The sequence below is a fragment of the uncultured Stenotrophomonas sp. genome (assembly GCF_945952405.1).
Taxonomy (GTDB): domain Bacteria; phylum Pseudomonadota; class Gammaproteobacteria; order Xanthomonadales; family Xanthomonadaceae; genus Stenotrophomonas.
This window is the reverse complement of record NZ_CAMFIA010000008.1, coordinates 114,719-131,931: the sequence shown is the minus strand read 5'-3', so window position 1 is coordinate 131,931 and position 17,213 is coordinate 114,719. Positions and strand designations below refer to the sequence as shown.

Annotated in this window: 14 protein-coding genes; 7 read left to right on the top strand and 7 right to left on the bottom strand. The window is 69.0% G+C overall.

Translation table 11 applies throughout. From position 1 onward, the window contains the following. The first annotated feature begins 11 nt into the window (after positions 1-11). Together smeB and smeC are read left to right on the top strand one after the other, a co-directional pair. A complete protein-coding gene (gene smeB, locus Q0P60_RS10635) occupies positions 12-3,161 on the top strand; it encodes a multidrug efflux RND transporter permease subunit SmeB (RefSeq protein ID WP_294992489.1) in 3,150 nt (1,049 codons plus the stop codon). Continuing rightward, the gene (gene smeC / locus Q0P60_RS10630) at positions 3,158-4,573 is read left to right on the top strand and encodes a multidrug efflux transporter outer membrane subunit SmeC (protein WP_294992486.1); all 1,416 of its coding nucleotides are present in this window, start codon (positions 3,158-3,160) and stop codon (positions 4,571-4,573) included. Before smeB ends, smeC begins: the two co-directional genes overlap by 4 nt. Positions 4,574-4,636: 63 nt before the next feature. Here smeC and mnmG read toward each other — a convergent pair whose 3' ends face one another. Further along, a complete protein-coding gene (mnmG, locus tag Q0P60_RS10625; protein WP_294992483.1) occupies positions 4,637-6,526 on the bottom strand; it encodes a tRNA uridine-5-carboxymethylaminomethyl(34) synthesis enzyme MnmG in 1,890 nt (629 codons plus the stop codon). A 530-nt stretch (positions 6,527-7,056) separates the two neighbouring features. Then, positions 7,057-7,545 (bottom strand): hypothetical protein, encoded by a 489-nt coding sequence (locus Q0P60_RS10620; protein ID WP_294992479.1) that lies wholly within the window; start codon positions 7,543-7,545, stop codon positions 7,057-7,059. A gap of 159 nt (positions 7,546-7,704) precedes the next feature. Here Q0P60_RS10620 and Q0P60_RS10615 point away from each other — a divergent pair, with 159 nt between their 5' ends. Both Q0P60_RS10615 and Q0P60_RS10610 read left to right on the top strand, forming a co-directional pair. After that, a complete protein-coding gene (locus tag Q0P60_RS10615) occupies positions 7,705-8,667 on the top strand; it encodes a pyridoxal-phosphate dependent enzyme (RefSeq protein ID WP_294992476.1) in 963 nt (320 codons plus the stop codon). Continuing rightward, on the top strand, positions 8,664-9,296 hold the full coding sequence (locus tag Q0P60_RS10610; protein WP_006475275.1) for a YdcF family protein: 633 nt from the start codon (positions 8,664-8,666) through the stop codon (positions 9,294-9,296). The genes Q0P60_RS10615 and Q0P60_RS10610 overlap by 4 nt, the downstream gene beginning before the upstream one ends. A 155-nt stretch (positions 9,297-9,451) precedes the next feature. On the opposite strand, the gene bioC is transcribed toward Q0P60_RS10610, so the two are convergent. From bioC to bioB, 5 genes are all read right to left on the bottom strand, one after another. Beyond that, positions 9,452-10,336 (bottom strand): malonyl-ACP O-methyltransferase BioC, encoded by an 885-nt coding sequence (gene bioC, locus Q0P60_RS10605; RefSeq protein WP_294992470.1) that lies wholly within the window; start codon positions 10,334-10,336, stop codon positions 9,452-9,454. Positions 10,337-10,348: 12 nt separating this feature from the next. Further along, positions 10,349-11,128, bottom strand: coding sequence for an SDR family oxidoreductase (locus Q0P60_RS10600; RefSeq protein WP_294992467.1), 780 nt, complete (start codon positions 11,126-11,128; stop codon positions 10,349-10,351). A gap of 29 nt (positions 11,129-11,157) precedes the next feature. After that, positions 11,158-11,937 carry a pimeloyl-ACP methyl ester esterase BioH gene (bioH, locus tag Q0P60_RS10595; RefSeq protein ID WP_294992464.1) on the bottom strand — a complete coding sequence of 260 codons (780 nt, stop codon included), beginning with the start codon at positions 11,935-11,937 and terminating at the stop codon, positions 11,158-11,160. 17 nt (positions 11,938-11,954) lie between these two features. After that, positions 11,955-13,178: an 8-amino-7-oxononanoate synthase gene (bioF, locus tag Q0P60_RS10590; protein ID WP_294992461.1), complete on the bottom strand. Its 1,224-nt coding sequence runs from the start codon at positions 13,176-13,178 to the stop codon at positions 11,955-11,957. A gap of 67 nt (positions 13,179-13,245) precedes the next feature. After that, the gene (bioB, locus tag Q0P60_RS10585; protein WP_294992458.1) at positions 13,246-14,289 is read right to left on the bottom strand and encodes a biotin synthase BioB; all 1,044 of its coding nucleotides are present in this window, start codon (positions 14,287-14,289) and stop codon (positions 13,246-13,248) included. Positions 14,290-14,557: 268 nt separating this feature from the next. Here bioB and Q0P60_RS10580 point away from each other — a divergent pair, with 268 nt between their 5' ends. The 3 genes from Q0P60_RS10580 to Q0P60_RS10570 all read left to right on the top strand — a co-directional run bounded on the left by Q0P60_RS10580 (position 14,558) and on the right by Q0P60_RS10570 (position 17,153). Next, a complete protein-coding gene (locus Q0P60_RS10580; RefSeq protein ID WP_294992455.1) occupies positions 14,558-15,892 on the top strand; it encodes a chloride channel protein in 1,335 nt (444 codons plus the stop codon). Positions 15,893-15,994: 102 nt separating this feature from the next. Then, on the top strand, positions 15,995-16,327 hold the full coding sequence (locus tag Q0P60_RS10575; protein ID WP_294992451.1) for a hypothetical protein: 333 nt from the start codon (positions 15,995-15,997) through the stop codon (positions 16,325-16,327). Between the two features lie 154 nt (positions 16,328-16,481). Continuing rightward, the gene (locus tag Q0P60_RS10570) at positions 16,482-17,153 is read left to right on the top strand and encodes a ComF family protein (RefSeq protein ID WP_294992448.1); all 672 of its coding nucleotides are present in this window, start codon (positions 16,482-16,484) and stop codon (positions 17,151-17,153) included. Positions 17,154-17,213: the final 60 nt, after the last annotated feature.

The window sequence follows — 17,213 nt, the reverse complement described above, 5'->3', positions numbered from 1 at the left end:
GCCTGCCGCACATGGTTCGTTTCTTCATCGACCGGCCGATCTTCGCCTGGGTGATCGCCATCGCGGTCAGCCTGCTCGGCCTGCTCGCCATCCTGATCCTGCCGGTGGACCGCTACCCGCAGATCGCCCCGCCCACCATCACCATCCGCGCCACCTACACCGGCGCCTCGTCGCAGACCGTGGAAAACGCGGTCACCCAGGTCATCGAGCAGTCGCAGCAGAGCCTGGACCACTTGATGTACATGACCTCCACCAGTGCCTCCGACGGCTCGGCGCAGGTCAACCTGGTGTTCGCCACCGGCACCAACCCGGACACCGCGCAGGTGCAGGTGCAGAACCAGCTGCAGGCCGCGATGGCGACCCTGCCGCAGGCGGTGCAGCAGAACGGCCTGACCATCACCAAGTCCAGTGGTTCGATCTTCGAGGTGCTGTCGTTCACCAGCGAGGACGGCAGCATGGACAACTTCGATGTCGCCAACTTCATGGAAGCGCGCATCGATGATCAGATCAGCCGCGTCAGTGGCGTCGGCAACATCCAGCCGATCGGCCAGGAATACGCCATGCGTATCTGGCTGGACCCGGAGAAGATGCGCCAGTACGCGCTGATGCCCTCGGACATCGAGACTGCGCTGCAGGCGCAGAACACCGACGTGTCGGCCGGTGAGCTCGGTGGCCAGCCGGCGCTGAAGGGCCAGCAGCTCGACGCCACGGTGACCGCGCGCAGCCGTCTGCACACCCCCGAACAGTTCGCGCAGGTGGTGCTGAAGGCGGATGCCGGCGGCAGCGTGGTGCACCTGGGTGACGTGGCGAAGATCGGCCTGGGCCCGGAAAGCTACGACAGCATCAGCACCTTCAACGGCAAGCCGTCGGCTTCGCTGGGCATCGAGCTCAATGCCGGTGCCAATGCCATCGCCGTGTCCAAGGCCATCGAGGCGCGCCTGCAGCAGCTGCAGAAGTACTGGCCGCACGGCTACAGCTACCACGTGGCGTTCACCACCACGCCGTTCGTGACCATCTCGCTGAAGGAAGTGGTGATCACCCTGATCGAGGCGATCGTGCTGGTGGTGCTGGTGATGTACCTGTTCCTGCAGAACTGGCGGGCCACGCTGATCCCGACCATCGCGGTGCCGGTGGTGCTGCTGGGCACGTTCGGCGTGCTGGCCGCGTTCGGCTATTCGATCAACACGCTGACCATGTTCGCGCTGGTGCTGGCGATCGGCCTGCTGGTGGACGACGCCATCGTGGTGGTGGAGAACGTGGAGCGGGTGATGACCTTCGAGGGCCTGGCGCCGAAGCCGGCCACGCTGAAGGCGATGGGCCAGATCACCGGCGCGCTGGTCGGCATCGTGCTGGTGCTGACCGCCGTGTTCCTGCCGATGGCGTTCTTCAGCGGCGTCACCGGGGTGATCTACCGCCAGTTCTCGGTGACCATCGCCGCTGCGATGATCCTGTCGGTGCTGGTGGCGATGACCATCACCCCGGCGCTGTGCGGCAGCATCCTGCATCAGATTCCCAAGGGCGGCCACCCGCACGGCGATCACGGTGGCGAGCCGAGCCTGCTGGGCAAGTTCTTCATCTGGTTCAACCACCGCTTCGAGCGCACCTCCAACGGCCTGCGCCACCGCGTCGATCGCTTCCTCGGCCGGCGCACGCTGGGCGTGCTGTTCTACCTGGTGCTGAGCGTGGCCACCGGGTTGCTGTTGTGGCACCTGCCCGGCGCGTTCCTGCCCGATGAGGACCAGGGCATGCTCAACGCACTGGTCAAGCTGCCGGCCGGTTCCACCCTGGAACAGACCCGTGCGGTGATGGATCGCCTCAGTGCGGCGGCGGTGAAGGACGACAGCGTGCTGTCGATCCAGGCCACCGCCGGCTTCAGCGTCACCGGCAGCGGGCAGAACGTCGGCCAGGCCTTCATCCGCCTGAAGGACTGGGATGACCGCAAGGATGACGCCGACACCATTGCCGCACGCCTGACCGCGCAGATGGCCAGCGTGCCCGACGCGCAGGTGTTCATCACCTCGCCACCGGCGATCCTCGGCCTCGGCGACGCCGGTGGCTTCACCCTGGAGCTGCAGGATGAAGGCGGTGCCGGCCATGCGGCCGCGGTGGCCGCGCGCAACACCCTGCTGAAGGAAGCCGCCAAGGATCCGAAGCTGGTCAACGTGCGTTATGCCAGCCTGGAAGACGCACCGGTGTACGCGGTGAAGGTGGATGACGCCAAGGCACAGGCCATGGGCGTGAACCCGCAGGACATCAATGACACCTTGAACGCGGCCCTGGGCGGCGACTTCGTCAACAACTTCATCTACAAGGGCCGCATCAAGAAGGTGTTCATCCAGGGCACCGCCGAAGCACGCATGCAGCCGCAGGACATCGAGCGCTGGAGCGTGCGCAACCAGGCCGGGCAGATGGTGCCGCTGTCGTCGCTGGTCAGCGCCCACTGGACCAGCGCGCCGGCCGCGCTGCAGCGCTACAACGGCGTATCGGCGATGGAGATCACCGGCCAGCCGGCACCGGGCGTCAGCTCCGGCGAGGCGATGGCCGAGATCGCGCGCCTGGCCGACCGCCTGCCGGAAGGCTTCAGCCACGCCTGGTCGGACATGGCCTACCAGGAGCAGCTGTCGGGCAACCAGGCGCCGATGCTGTACGCCATCTCGCTGCTGTTCGTGTTCCTCTGCCTGGCAGCGCTGTATGAAAGCTGGGCAGTCCCGTTCGCGGTGATGCTGGCAGTGCCGGTCGGCGTGTTCGGCGCGGTGCTGCTGATGAACCTGCGTGGCCTCAACAACGACGTGTACTTCCAGGTCGGCCTGCTGACCACGATCGGCCTGGCGGCGAAGAACGGCATCCTGATCGTCGAGTTCGCGCGCATCCTCGAGCAGCAGGGCAAGAGCACCCGCGAGGCGATCCTGCAGGCGGTATACCTGCGCTTGCGGCCGATCGTGATGACCTCGCTGGCCTTCCTGATGGGCGTGCTGCCGCTGGTGTTCGCCACCGGCGCCGGTTCGGCCGCGCGCCGTTCGCTGGGTACCGGCGTGGCCGGCGGCACGGTCGCCTCGATGGTGCTGGGCATGTTCTTCGTGCCGTTGTTCTACCTGCTGGTGCGCCGCATGTTCCCGGGCCGCGCACCGGCCGAAGCCACTGCCCCGGAGGCAAGCCCATGAAGCCGATGCTGCTGCGTGCCCTGGCGGCCGCGACGATGACCACCGTGCTGGGCGGCTGCGTGAGCATGGCGCCGCACTACCAGCGCCCCGCGGCGCCGGTGCCGGTGCAGTTCGGCAATGCTGCAACCGCCGTGGCCGATCCGGCGCTGGCGATGCCGGCCTGGCGCGAGGTGTTCCTCGAGCCTCGCCTGCAGCAGGTGATCGCGCTGGCGCTGCAGAACAACCGTGACCTGCGCGTGGCGGTACTGCAGGTGGAGAAGCAGCGTGCACAGTACCGCATCCAGCGTGCGGCATTGCTGCCCTCGGTGGATGCCAGCGGCAGCGTCACCCGTTCACGGGTGAGCGATTCCAACAGCGAGATGGGCGTCACCCAGGTGACCGAATCCGATGCCGTGCAGGTGGGCATCAGCAGCTGGGAACTGGACCTGTTCGGGCGCATCCGCAGCCTGAACAACGAGGCCGTGCAGAACTGGCTGGCCAGCGCCGAGAACCAGCGTGCCGCACGCACCAGCCTGGTTGCCGAAGTGGCGACCGCCTGGCTGGCACTGGCGGCCGACGAGCAGTCGCTGGCGTTCACCCGGCAGACCCTGGACAGCCAGCAGCAGACCCTGCAGCGGACCGAAGCCCGGCATGCGCAGGGCCTGGCTTCGGGACTGGACCTGTCGCAGGTGCAGACCAGCGTGGAAGCCGCGCGCGGTGCACTGGCCAAGCTGCAGACCCAGCAGGCGCAGGATCGCGATGCGTTGCAGCTGCTGGTCGGGTCACCGCTGGATGCGGCCCTGCTGCCCGGCGCACAGGCGCTGGACGGCAGCGTGGCGCTGGCGCCGCTGCCGGCCAACCTGCCTTCCAGCGTGCTGCTGCAGCGCCCGGACGTGCTGTCCGCCGAACATGCGCTGCAGGCGGCCAATGCGGATATCGGCGCCGCGCGCGCGGCGTTCTTCCCCACCCTGACACTCACCGCCAACTACGGCCACAGCTCCGGCGCGTTGTCGACGCTGTTCTCGGCCGGCACCCGCGGCTGGTCGTTCGCGCCCAGCATCACCGCGCCGATCTTCCACGCCGGTGCGTTGAAGGCCTCGCTGGATGCCTCGAAGATCGGCAAGGACATCGGCATCGCCCAGTACGAGAAGGCGATCCAACAGGCGTTCAGTGAAGTGGCGGATGCGCTGGCCACGCGCGATCACCTGACCGCGCAGATGGAGGCGCAGCGCGCACTGGTCGCCGCCAGCCAGCGCAGCTACACGCTGGCCGACGCACGCTACCGCACCGGGCTGGATGGCTATCTGCAGGCACTCGATGCACAGCGCAGCCTGTATGCCGCGCAGCAGGACCTGATCGCGCTGCAGCAGCAGGAAGCGGGCAACCGGGTGACCTTGTTCAAGGTCATGGGCGGCGGCGCCGACGCACGCTAGCGCGTGCATTCGCGTGGAAGGCAGTAGATCCACGCCATGCGTGGATCTACCACCCATCCCGCGTTACGCCACGCGGCCGCGGCGGGCGCGTTCCAGGTGCACCAGCAGCAGCGAGATCGCCGCCGGGGTCATGCCCGGGATCCGCTGCGCCTGGCCGATGGTCTGCGGACGCACGCGCTCCAGCTTCTGCAGTGCTTCGGCCGACAGCCCACGCACCGTGGCGTAGTCGAAGGCTTCGGCGATCGGGGTGGCTTCATGCCGCTGCTGGCGCTCGATCTCCTCGCGCTGGCGGTCCAGGTAGCCGGCGTACTTGACGCCGATCTCCACCTGCTCGGCCACCTTGCCGTCAGCCACGGCCGGGCCCAGCGACGGCACCTGCATCAGCTGTGCGTAGTCCAGCTCGGGGCGCTTGATCAGGTCCAGCACACGGGTCTCGCGGCTGACCGCAACGCCCAGCGTTTCCTGCACTTCACGGCCCAGCGCATTGGCCGGGGTCGCCCACAGTGCGCCCAGCCGCGCGCGCTCGGCGGCAACCGCGGCCTGCTTGGACTCGAAGGCGTTCCAGCGGCGGTCATCCACCAGGCCCATCTCGCGGCCGACCGGGGTCAGGCGCTGGTCGGCATTGTCCTCGCGCAGCTGCAGGCGGTACTCGGCGCGGCTGGTGAACATGCGATACGGCTCGTTGGTGCCGTGGGTGATCAGGTCATCCACCAGCACGCCCAGGTAGGCCTCGTCGCGACGTGGGCACCAGCCGTCCAGCCCGCGCACCTGGCGCGCTGCATTGAGGCCGGCGAGCAGGCCCTGTGCCGCGGCCTCTTCATAACCGGTGGTGCCGTTGATCTGGCCGGCGAAGAACAGGCCGTTGACCAGCTTGGTTTCCAGCGAAGCCTTCAGCCCGCGCGGATCGAAGAAGTCGTACTCGATCGCATAGCCGGGGCGGGTGATGTGCGCGTTGCCGAAGCCACGGATGCTGCGCACCATCTCCAGCTGCACGTCGAACGGCAGCGAAGTGGAGATGCCGTTGGGGTAGATCTCGACGATGCCCAGGCCCTCGGGCTCGACGAAGATCTGGTGGCTGGCCTTTTCGGCAAACCGCACCACCTTGTCCTCGATGGAGGGGCAGTAGCGCGGCCCGATGCCTTCGATCTGGCCGCTGTACAGCGGCGAACGGTGCAGGGCATCGCGGATGATCTGGTGGGTCTGCTCGGTGGTGTGGGTGATCCAGCAGCTGACCTGCTGCGGATGCTCGTCCACCGAACCCAGGAAGGACATCACCGGGCGCGGCGAATCGCCGGGCTGCTCGTCCATCACGCTGTAGTCCAGCGAGCGGCCGTCGATGCGCGGCGGCGTGCCGGTTTTCAGCCGGTCCACCTGGAACGGGCGCTCGCGCAGGCGTGCGGCCAGCGTGGTGGCCGGGGGGTCGCCCATGCGGCCGGCGGCGTACTGGGTCGGGCCGACATGGATCTTGCCGGCCAGGAAGGTGCCGGCGGTCAGCACCACCGCGCCGGCGTCGAAGCGCAGGCCGGTCTGGGTGATGACGCCACGCACGGCGTCGCCTTCGATGACCAGGTCATCGACCGCGGCCTGGAACACGGTCAGGTTGGCCTGGCCTTCGACAATGGCGCGGATCGCCATGCGGTACAGGTTGCGGTCGGCCTGGCAGCGGGTGGCGCGCACGGCCGGGCCCTTGGAGGCGTTGAGCGTGCGCCACTGGATGCCGGCGCGGTCGGCGGCATGCGCCATGGCACCGCCGAGAGCATCGATCTCCTTGACCAGATGGCCCTTGCCGATGCCACCGATGGCCGGGTTGCAGCTCATCGCGCCCACCGTTTCGATGTTGTGGGTCAGCAGCAGGGTGCGCACGCCGGTGCGGGCCGCGGCCAGCGCGGCTTCGGTGCCAGCGTGGCCACCGCCGATGACGATGACGTCGTAACGATGGAAGGACGGGTTCATGGGGGCTGTTCAGCTGGATACAGGCGCGGCCGGCGGCGGCGTCGGGGTGGCGATTTTAGCGCCATTCGGGGCCGCGGCGCCGGGACCGGCCGGCGGCCGTTGAAATCAGCCCTAAAGTTGGCAGGATTTTTGCAGATAACCCAATAGCACCCACCGTGGCTGGCGCCGCAGGCGCCCGTGACCGGAATTGGAACAGGGGCCGGTACAGGTGCACGGTGGGGGAGCATGGGGCCGGCAGTCGGGGGACTGTCCGGCCCTGTTTTTTTGGGGTCGCAGGGAAAGCCCCATCCACGCATGGCGTGGATCTACGGTTCCCAAGGCAGCCAAAACAAACGGCCCCGCATTGCGGGGCCGTCTGCTTTCAGAGGTGCCGACATCCGACAGGGCCGGAACAGGGGGGATCCAGATGTTCCTGTCGGATATCGACGTAGAGCTTTTTGTGGCAGCCCGTGTCGCTTTTGTCACTTTGTGACGCGGGCCGTCACTGCCCGCGTAGAGTGCGGCTTAGACCGTGTGAAATGCAAGACGGTTCAGCGCTCAACTGTGCGCTGCGTCGCACGATCCATGTTGCGCCACGGGGAACCGTTCATCCTCGGCGCACTCGGCGCCGGGGCCGGCCGGGCCTGCGGGGCCGGTGCCGAGGGCTGCACGCTGGACTGCGGCGGGCGCCGCATCGAGTCCATGTTCCGCCACGGCGAGCCGCCGTTGTACGACGGCCGCGGGGGCGGCGTCGGACGGTTCTCGCCGCCATTGCCGGGACGCGGCGGCGGGCGGTGGTTGTGCGGCGGGCGGTAGATCGGGCGCGAGTAATACGGGTTGCCGTAGCCGCCGTAATAGCCGCCATAGCCACCGTAGTACGGGTAACCGTAGTTGTAGGGATAGCCGGCCGGGTAGCGGTACTCCACCGACGGCGCGCCGTGGTAGTAACCGCCGCTGCGGCCACCGCCGACGTAGTCGTAGGTGGTGCAGCCGGTCAGGGCCAGCAGCAGGCCACCGGCAAGCAACAGGCGCGTTTTCATGGTGGGTCCCCCCAGAGGACGGGTGTGCAGTCAGCTTCGTGTGCGGGCGTTGAATCGGCCCTTAATTCCGCTGGCCAGGATGAATGGAGGCGAAGGGCTGCATGCTGGCATGACCTGTGTCCCAGTCGCCAGCGCGGAGGCATACGTTAATCTTGCGTCATGAGCGATTCACTGTTGCCCCGCGCCGATGACGTCCTGCTTGCTGCTGCGAGGATCGCCCCGCATGCCAGCGTGACCCCGGTGCTGCGCTCGCACACGCTTGATGCGCTGGCCGGGGCGACGCTGGCGTTCAAGGCCGAACACCTGCAGCGCGGCGGCGCATTCAAGTTCCGCGGTGCCTGCAATGCGGTGTGGTCACTGGACGATGAACGCGCCAGTGCCGGGGTCGTGACCCATTCCTCGGGCAATCACGGCGCCGCGCTGGCGTTGGCCGCGCGAACCCGCGGCATTCCCTGCCATGTGGTGGTGCCGGAAGGCGCGGTGGCGGCCAAGCTGGCCAATATCGCCCGCCACGGCGCCACCCTCTGGCGCTGCCCGCCGACCATCGCCGACCGTGAGGCCACCTGTGCCAGGGTGCAGGCCGATACCGGTGCGACCCTGGTCCACCCCTACACGCACCCGGCGGTGATTGCCGGGCAGGGAACGGCGGCCCTGGAGCTGCTGCACAGCGACGGCCCGTTCGATGTGCTGGTGGTGCCGGTGGGCGGCGGTGGCCTCGCCAGCGGTTCCGCGCTGGCCCTGCAGCAGGTTGCCCCGCAGACCCGCCTGGTGCTGGCCGAGCCGGCCGGCGCCGATGACACTGCCCGCTCGCTGGCGGCCGGCGAACGCCAGGACGCGTTCACCCCGGACACGATCTGCGACGGATTGCGCACCCTGATCGGCGCCCCCAACTTCGCGCTGCTGCGCGCGGCCGGTGCCGAGGTGATCGTGGTGGATGACGCCGCGACGATGGCGGCGATGCGCCTGCTGTGGGAGGTGCTCAAGCAGGTGGTCGAGCCGTCCTCGGCCACCGTGCTGGCCGCGGTGCTGGCGCAGCCGGAGCGTTTCGCCGGCCTGCGCGTGGGCCTGGTCCTGTCCGGTGGCAACGTTGACCTGGCTGCGCTGCGCTGGGGGGCGCCTTGAGCCGCGACCGGCAGCGGCATCGCACCGGCCTGCTGGGCTGGCTGTGGCGGCTGTTCGTGGTGCTGGTGATCTGGCTGCTGGGCGTGACCGCCTGGATCGTCTGGGTCGGCGAACGCGACCAGGCGGCCAAGGCCGATGCCATCATCGTGCTCGGCGCGGCCGCCTATGACGCCAAGCCATCACCGGTATTCGAGGAGCGCATCCGCCATGGCCTGGACCTGTACGAGGCCCAGTACGCGCCGCTGCTGATCTTCACCGGCGGCTATGGCGGCACTGGCGCACGCTTCTCCGAATCGCAGGTGGCGCGGCGCTACGCGCTCAAGCACGGCGTGCCGGACGACGCGATCCTGATCGAGACCGCCTCTCGCAACACGGTGCAGAACCTGGTTGAAGCCAAGCGGCTGATGGATCAGCGCAACCTGCACCGGGTGATCATCGTCAGCGATCCGCTGCACATGGCGCGCGCGCTGCGCCTGAGCAAGGCGCTGGGCATTGATGCGCTGGCCTCGTCCACGCCCAGTACGCGCTTCCGCAGTTTCCATACCAGCTGGCGCTTCCTGGTGCAGGAGATCTACTTCTTCCACCGCGACCTGGTACGCCCGCCGTTGAGTTCGCCGGCCAACACCTGAGGCGGAAGACTGCTTTTGGGTGAGTGCCAACCAGGGTTGGCACCTACCGGAGCGATTCGCGTGCGGTGTGGAATGCGGTAGTGCCGGCCGCTGGCCGGCAGATGCCCACCCTGGAATCGTGAGGTTGCCGGCCAGCGGCCGGCACTACCGGACGGTCAGGTCTGCTTGCGTCGGATCGGAATTGCCGACACCGGCACCGAGGCCACGTCGTGCCCGCCTTCGCGGATCGGCGCGCCGGGGTCTGGCGCCCAGGCATGGGCGTAGATGACTTCCCAGCTGCTGGGCAGCTTGCCATCGGCGCGGCGCATCGGCTCATACGCGGCCGCTGCAGCGGCGAAACGGCCGCGCCCGGTCAGCGTGTGGCGGCGGTCCACCCGCGCATTGGTCGCGCCCATCGCGCGCAGTTCGCGCATCAGCGAGGGCAGGTCATCGTAGGTGAGGGTGAACAGGTCGCGGTCCAGCACCGGGTCGCGGAAGCCGGCCATCATCAGCGCATCACCGAACTGGGCAATCTGCGCGAAGCGGCTCACGTGCGGGCGGTCGTCGGCGGCGGCGAAGGCTTCGTTGAGTTCGGCCAGGGTTTCCGGGCCGAAGGTCGAGCACAGCAGCAGGCCGCCGGGCTTGAGCACGCGGCGGAAGCCGGCGAACACCGCCGGCAGGTCATCGACCCACTGCAGGCACAGGTTGCTGAAGATCACGTCCACGCTGTTGTCGGCCAGCGGCAGCGCCGCGGCGTCGCCGCACAGACGCTGGAACGGCTTCCACCAGCCGGCCTGGCGCTTGGCCTGGTCCAGCATCGGCAGCGCCACGTCCAGCGCGATCACCTGCGCCTTCGGCCAGCGCTTCTTCATCAAGGCGCTGGCGTGGCCGGTGCCGGCACCGATATCCAGCACCACCTCGGGCTTGCGCGCCTCCAGGTAGTCCAGTGATTCCAGCAGCCGTGACTGCACCTCGCGCTGCAGGGCGGCGGCGGCGTCATAGCTGTTGGCGGCGCGGGCGAACGCGCGGCGGACGTGGCGGGCATCGAAGTGGGACGGCATTGCAGGAGTCTCTTAGAACGTACCGGGGTAGGCGCCGCCGTCGATCAGCAGGTTCTGCCCGGTGAGGTAACCGGCCTGTGCGCTGCACAGGAAGGCGCAGGCGGCGCCGAATTCATCCGGCGTGCCGAAGCGGCCGGCGGGGATCTGCTGGCGGCGGCGTTCGGCCACTTCCGCAGCGTCGCCCTGCGTGCCCGCAGTGTGGGCGAAGTTGGCGCGCAGGCGGTCGGTGTCGAACTGGCCCGGCAGCAGGTTGTTGATGGTGACGTTGTGGGCCACGGTGCGGCGCGACAGGCCGGCGACGAAACCGGTCAGGCCGCTGCGCGCACCGTTGGACAGCGCCAGGATGTCGATCGGCGCCTTCACCGCCGACGAGGTGATATTGACGATGCGGCCGAAGCCACGCTCGATCATCGCGTCCACGGTGGCACGGATCAGCGCGATCGGCGCCAGCATGTTGGCATCCAGCGCGGCGATCCAGTCGTTGCGCTCGAAGCTGCGGAAATCGCCAGGCGGCGGGCCGCCGGCGTTGGTGACCAGGATGTCCACCTGCGGGCAGGCCGCCAGCGCGGCGCTGCGCCCGGCCTCGGTGGTGACGTCGGCGGTCACCGCACGCACTTCAGCGGCGCCGGGCAGCGCGCGCAGTTCCGTGGCGGCCTGCTGCAGGGCCGGTTCGCCCCGGGCCACGATCACCACGTTCACGCCTTCGCGCACCAATGCGCGCGCGCAGCCCAGGCCCAGCCCCTTGCTTGCGCCGCAGACCAGTGCCCAGCGGCCGTTGATACCCAGATCCATGCGTCAATCCTGCGCGGTTCGGAAGGCGCTCATTGTCCGCCATCGGCCGGTGACAGGCCGGCAACGAAGTGTTGCAGGGCGGCCGCGACCTCGTCGGCGTGGCCGAGGAAGGGGGCATGGCCGCCGTGGGCGATGGTCAGTGCCTGGCTGGCCGGGGCCAGCGCTGCCGCGGCCTGCATCGCCGCCGGTGACACCAGGCGGTCGCGCTGGCCGGCGATCCACAGGCTGGGCTTGCCCAGCGCCGGCAGTGCGCCACGCAGATCGGTGTTCTCCAGCAGATGCAGGCCTTCCAGCAGGGCGCGCTTGGTTGGCGCGCCGCGCTCGACCAGGCGCTGGCGCAGCGTGCGCAGCTCCTCGCGGGCGTGCGCCGAGCCCATCACGTCCAGCGCCAGGAAGCGCTCCAGGGTGGCGCCGAAATCCGTGGCCAGCTCGCGCCCGAACTGCTCGAATACCGCCGGCTCCACGGCATGCGGCCATGCGTCGCCGCGCACGAAACGCGGCGTGGCTGCAATCATCGCCAGTGCGCGTACCTTCGGCAGCGTGGCCGCCGCGTGCAGCGCGAACAGGCCGCCCAGCGACCAGCCGCACCACACCGCGGGCGGCGTTGCCGCGGCAATGGCATTGACCACGAACGGCAGGCGCAGCGGCGTGGTGTCCTCGCGGCTGTAACCGTGGCCGGGCAGATCAACCCGATGCAGGGTGAAGCGGTCGGCCAGGCGCTCCACCAGCGGAGCGAACACGCCCCCTTGCAGGGCCCAGCCGTGGATCAGCACCAGGTCCGGCCCTCGGCCGGTGACTTCAATATGCATGGGCAACGACACGGAACTCAGGCAAAGGCGGGCAGCGGTGGCGGGGCGGCTTCGCGTACGGCCAAGGCCACGCGGTCGCGCGCACTGGCAATGGCCTCGACCAGGCCGCGCACCTGTTCCGGCGCGTGCAGCGCGGACAGGGTGACGCGCAGGCGCGCCTTGCCCTCGGGCACGGTGGGCGGACGGATCGCACCCACCAGCCATCCGGCCTGTTCCAACGCCTTGGACATCGCCACTGCTGCATGGTCATCGCCACACAGCAGCGGCTGGATCGGGGTTTCCGAAGCCATCAGGTCCAGCCCGTGGCGGCGCGCCTCGCTGCGGAACAGCGCGATCAGATCGGTCAGCTTGGAACGGCGCCAGTGATCGCGGCGTGCCAGGCGCACCGCTTCAAGCGCCGCGGCTGCCATCGCCGGCGGCAGCGCGGTGGTGTAGATGTAGGGGCGCGAGGTTTCGGCCAGGTGCTCGACCAGGTCGTCGCGGCCCAGCACCAGCGCACCGGAGCCCCCCAGCGCCTTGCCCAGCGTGACCAGCTGCAGCGGGACATCGTCCACGCCCAGCCCGGCGGCAGCGACGGCGCCTCGGCCATCACCGACCACACCGACACCGTGCGCATCGTCCACATAGAACAGTGCCTGCTGCAGGCGCGCCACCAGTGACAGCGCCCGCAGCGGCGCGATGTCGCCGTCCATGCTGAAGACACCGTCGGTGGCCAGCATCGCCGCGCCGTCCGGCGCATGCCTGAGCTGGCGCATCGCGCCTTCCGTATCCAGATGCGGGTAGCGGCGCAGGCGCGCGCCGGCCAGCCGCGTCGCATCGAGCAGGCTGGCGTGGTTGAGCTTGTCCTGCACGCAGACATCGTTTTCTTCGCTCAGCAGGGCCTGCTGCACCGCCAGGTTGGCGGCGAAGCCACTGCCGAACAGCAGCGCACGCGGATAGCCCAGCCACTCGGCCACTTCGCGTTCCAGCGCCTCGTGCATGGCATGGTGGCCGCACACCAGATGCGAAGCGCCGGCACCGGCGCCTTCGCGTGCGGCGGCGTCCTGCAGTGCGTTGACCACGCTGAACTGCTGGGCCAGGCCCAGGTAGTCGTTGCTGCAGAAGCCGGTCAGCCACTGGCCGTCCACTTCCAGGCGCACGCCATCACGACGGGTGACCGTGCGTCGCGGGCGGCGACGGCCTTGGGCATCGCGCAGGGCGCGTTGGGCGTGGAGGCGGGCGGTCAGGTCGGGGCGGGCCATGGCGGCTGAATGCGGCGACGGGGCGGCTAGGGTAGCGCGTTGCCGCGACGCCTGCCTGTGCCCCGTCTCAGGCCGCGTGAGCGCAGCCGCAGCCGGGGCCATCGGCGCTGATGTCGGCATGCACGGTGCCACCGTGGTCATGGCCCTCGGCATCCACCTGCACGGCCATCGGCTGCAGGCCGAGCCGCGCGAACAGCGCCAGGTCGCGCTCGCTCTCCGGATTGCCGGTGGTCAGCAGCTTGTCGCCGTAGAAGATCGAATTGGCACCGGCCACGAAGCACAGCGCCTGCAGTTCGTCACTCATCGCCTCGCGCCCGGCCGACAACCGCACCATCGAGCGCGGCATGGCGATGCGCGCCACGGCGATCATGCGCACGAACTCGAACGGGTCCAGCTCGGCACTGCCATGCAGCGGCGTACCCGCCACCTGCACCAGCTTGTTGATCGGTACCGAATCGGGATGCGCGGGCAGGGTGGCCAGCGCCAGCAGCAGGCCGACGCGCTGCGCGCGCGTCTCGCCCATGCCGACGATGCCACCGCAGCAGGTCTTCAGGCCGGCGTCGCGCACGTGCTCCAGCGTATCCAGGCGATCCTGGTACTGGCGGGTGTGGATGATCGAATCGTAGTAGTCCGGCGCCGTATCGAGGTTGTGGTTGTAGTAGTCCAGGCCGGCGTCCTTCAGCGCACGCGCCTGCTCACCGCTGAGCATGCCGAGCGTGGCGCAGGTCTCCAGGCCCAGTGCCTTCACCCCGGCGATCATCGCCGCCACCTTCGGGATGTCGCGGTCCTTCGGCGAACGCCAGGCGGCGCCCATGCAGAAGCGCGAGGCCCCGGCAGCCTTGGCCTGGCGCGCCTTGGCCAGCACCGCGTCGGTTTCCATCAACTTCTGCGCGTTGACGCCGGTGCTGTAGCGCTGCGCCTGCGGGCAGTACGCGCAGTCCTCCGGGCAGCCGCCGGTCTTCACCGACAGCAGCGTGGAGACCTGTACCTGCGACGGATCGAAGTGCTCGCGGTGCACCGCAGCGGCGCGGAACAGCAGCTCGGGGAACGGCAGATCGAACAGCGCCTGCAGTTCGTCGTGTTGCCAGTCGTGGCGGATGGCAGCAGCCATGGCGGGACCTTGGGTACGAGTGGAGCGAGGGCGGCAGTGTGGGTGGGCATGATGGGTCTGTCAACCATGTTGGTGTGCAATTGGTTTACGGTGTTCATGGCCAGCATCGAGCCCTCGCCCAGCAGCCCTCACCGAAAGGACTGCCATGGGCACGGCATCGATTACGCGGGCGGATTGCGGAGAGGCCACGCGTTTCACCGCATCCTGCAAGGCATCCAGCCACAGTAGCCGCTGTCCGGCTGCCACCGCAGCGCCCAGACTGCCCTGCATGACCGATCTCCATCGCCTCCGCGGCCGCATCACCGCGCTGGTCCTCAGCGAGGCCTGGCGCCGTCGTGCGGCACTCTGGGGCGGTGCCGTGGCCGTAGCACTGGTAGCGATCCTGTTCGCCAAGGCCAGCGATGCGGCGTTCCACCTGTTCCAGCGGATCACCGCGCACTCGCCGTGGTGGGCGCTGCTGCTCACCCCGGGCATCTTCGCGCTGCTGGCGTGGCTGACCAGCGGCGTGCTGAAGCCTACCCGTGGCAGCGGCATCCCGCAGGTCATCGCCGCGCTGGACAAACCGGATGCGTCGTTCCGCGAGCGCAACCTCTCGCCTGCGGTCTCGGCCGGCAAGCTGCTGCTGACCTCGTTGTCGCTGCTGGGCGGCGCCTCGGTCGGGCGCGAGGGGCCGACGGTGCATGTGGGCGCCAGCCTGATGTACCTGTTCGGCCGCGTATTCGGCTTCAGGGACCCGCGTGAGCTCTCGCACTTCCTGCTGGCGGGTGGTGCCGCGGGCATTGCCGCAGCGTTCAACACGCCGCTGGCCGGCATCGTCTTCGCCATCGAGGAACTCAGCGGCCGCTTCGAGCATCGCTTCTCCGGCACCCTGCTGACGGCGGTGATCGTGGGCGGCGTGGTGTCACTGGGCCTGCTGGGCAACTACACCTACTTCGGCCACGTGAGCGCGCGCCTGCCGTTGGGCCAGGGCTGGCTGGCGATCCTGTTGTGCGGCGGGGGGGCTGGGTTACTGGGCGGACTGTTCGCGCGCGCGGTGCTGGCGAGTGCGGCGGGTCGCCCTCGTTGGCTGGGCCAGCTGCGGCAGCGGCATCCGGTGTTGCTGGCCGCCGGCTGCGGCCTGGTGGTAGTGGTGCTGGCGCTGGTGTTCGGGCAGGGCGCGTTCGGCACCGGCTACGAGCAGGCCCGCAGCCTGGTGCAGGGCCAGGCCCTGGTCGGCCACGAATTCGGCTTGATGAAGCTGTTGGCCAACCTTGCCTCCTACGTGGCCGGCATTCCCGGCGGCCTGTTCTCGCCCGCGCTCGCGGTCGGCGCAGGACTCGGCCACAACCTGGCGGTACTGATGCCGGGCGTGGATCCGCGCGCGTTCGTGCTGCTGGGCATGTGTGCCTACCTCACCGGTGTTACCCAGGCACCGCTGACCTCGGCGGTGATCTCGCTGGAGCTGACCGACAGCGGTGATCTGCTGCTGCCGATCCTGGCCACGGTATTGCTTGCCCGTGGCGTATCCGGGCTGGTGTGCCGGGTACCGATCTATCGCGGACTGGCTGAGTTGTTGATGGCCACGCAACCGGCGGATGTCGACGAAAAGCACGCGCGCGACTGAGAGGAGTTGCTGCGCTGCGCTCGCAGCGGGATGTCGGGAATGCCTCTTGCGGCGAAGATTCAGCTGCCTATGCTGGCGCGGTGGTCGTAGCCAGGGATGTTGATGAATCTGTCGTGGCGATGGGCGATGCCGATACTGCTGTTGCTGTTGCTGGGCTGCACGCAGAAGGTGCCGGAGTGCTCTGGCCAATCCATTGAGAACGGCTGTACGAGGACGCATGAACTCGGCCGGTTGCGGCTCGATGCCAGCGAGGATCCGGCGCGTGTGATGCTCAATGGAAGGGAGTACGTATACCAGGGCACGCCGGGAACCTGGCAAGGCCCGGCTCCCATCGAATCGCGCATCATGATCAGGGTGCGGGTTTCCGATCCGAAGCTTCTGCAGGCCCTTGAGAAGGAACGCGAGGCGCGGCTGGCGCGCGAGCCGCTGCGGTAGCCACAGCAGGCACGCAGCGGGCCCACGAAGCAGGCCTGGGATCCGCGATCCATTGCGACGGCTTCCACCGATACGCCACTGCGCTGCAGCCTGATGGGCGTGGCCCTGCAGCCCGGCCATCCTCACTGCCGGCGTCCGTTGCTGCGAGATTGAAGTGCATCCGTACCTGCATGCCCTGGTCCGCCTGCTGCTGCCACTGCGTTGCCTGGTCTGCGCTGATCCGGGACACGACGGACTTGATCTCTGCCATGCCTGCTACGCGGAACTTCCCTGGTCCGGCCATGCCTGCCTGCGGTGCGCACTGCCGTTGCCACACAACGCGCTGATCGTCTGTGGCAGCTGCCGCGAGGAGGCGCCGCCGCAGGCCGCGACCCACGCCAGCCTGTTGTACCTGCCGCCGGTCGACCAGCTGCTGGTGCGCTACAAGTTCCATCAGGACCTCGCTGCCGGGCGCCTGCTCGCCCAGCTGATGCAGCGCGCACCGCCGCCCTGGTCATGCCCGCCGTTGGTGCCGGTGCCACTGCACAACCGCCGCCTGCGCCAGCGTGGCTACAACCAGGCCGCAGAATTGTGCCGCCTGCTGCCCATGCCGGTCTGGCAGGGCCTGTACCGGCGCCGCCACACTGCGCCGCAGTCCGAACGCAGCGCCGAGCAGCGCAGGGAGAATCTGTTCGATGCCTTCGACGTGCGCGGGCCGGTGCCACCGCGGTTGACCGTGGTGGACGATGTGATGACCACCGGCAGTACGGTGATGGAGGTGGCCGAGACGCTGCGCCTGGCTGGGGCCCAGCAGGTGCGTGTGTGGGTGTGCGCACGGGCGCCGTGACCCTGGCATCGGCATCGGTGCCTCCAGCGCCAGTGCCAGCCAGACCAGCCACGACCAGTC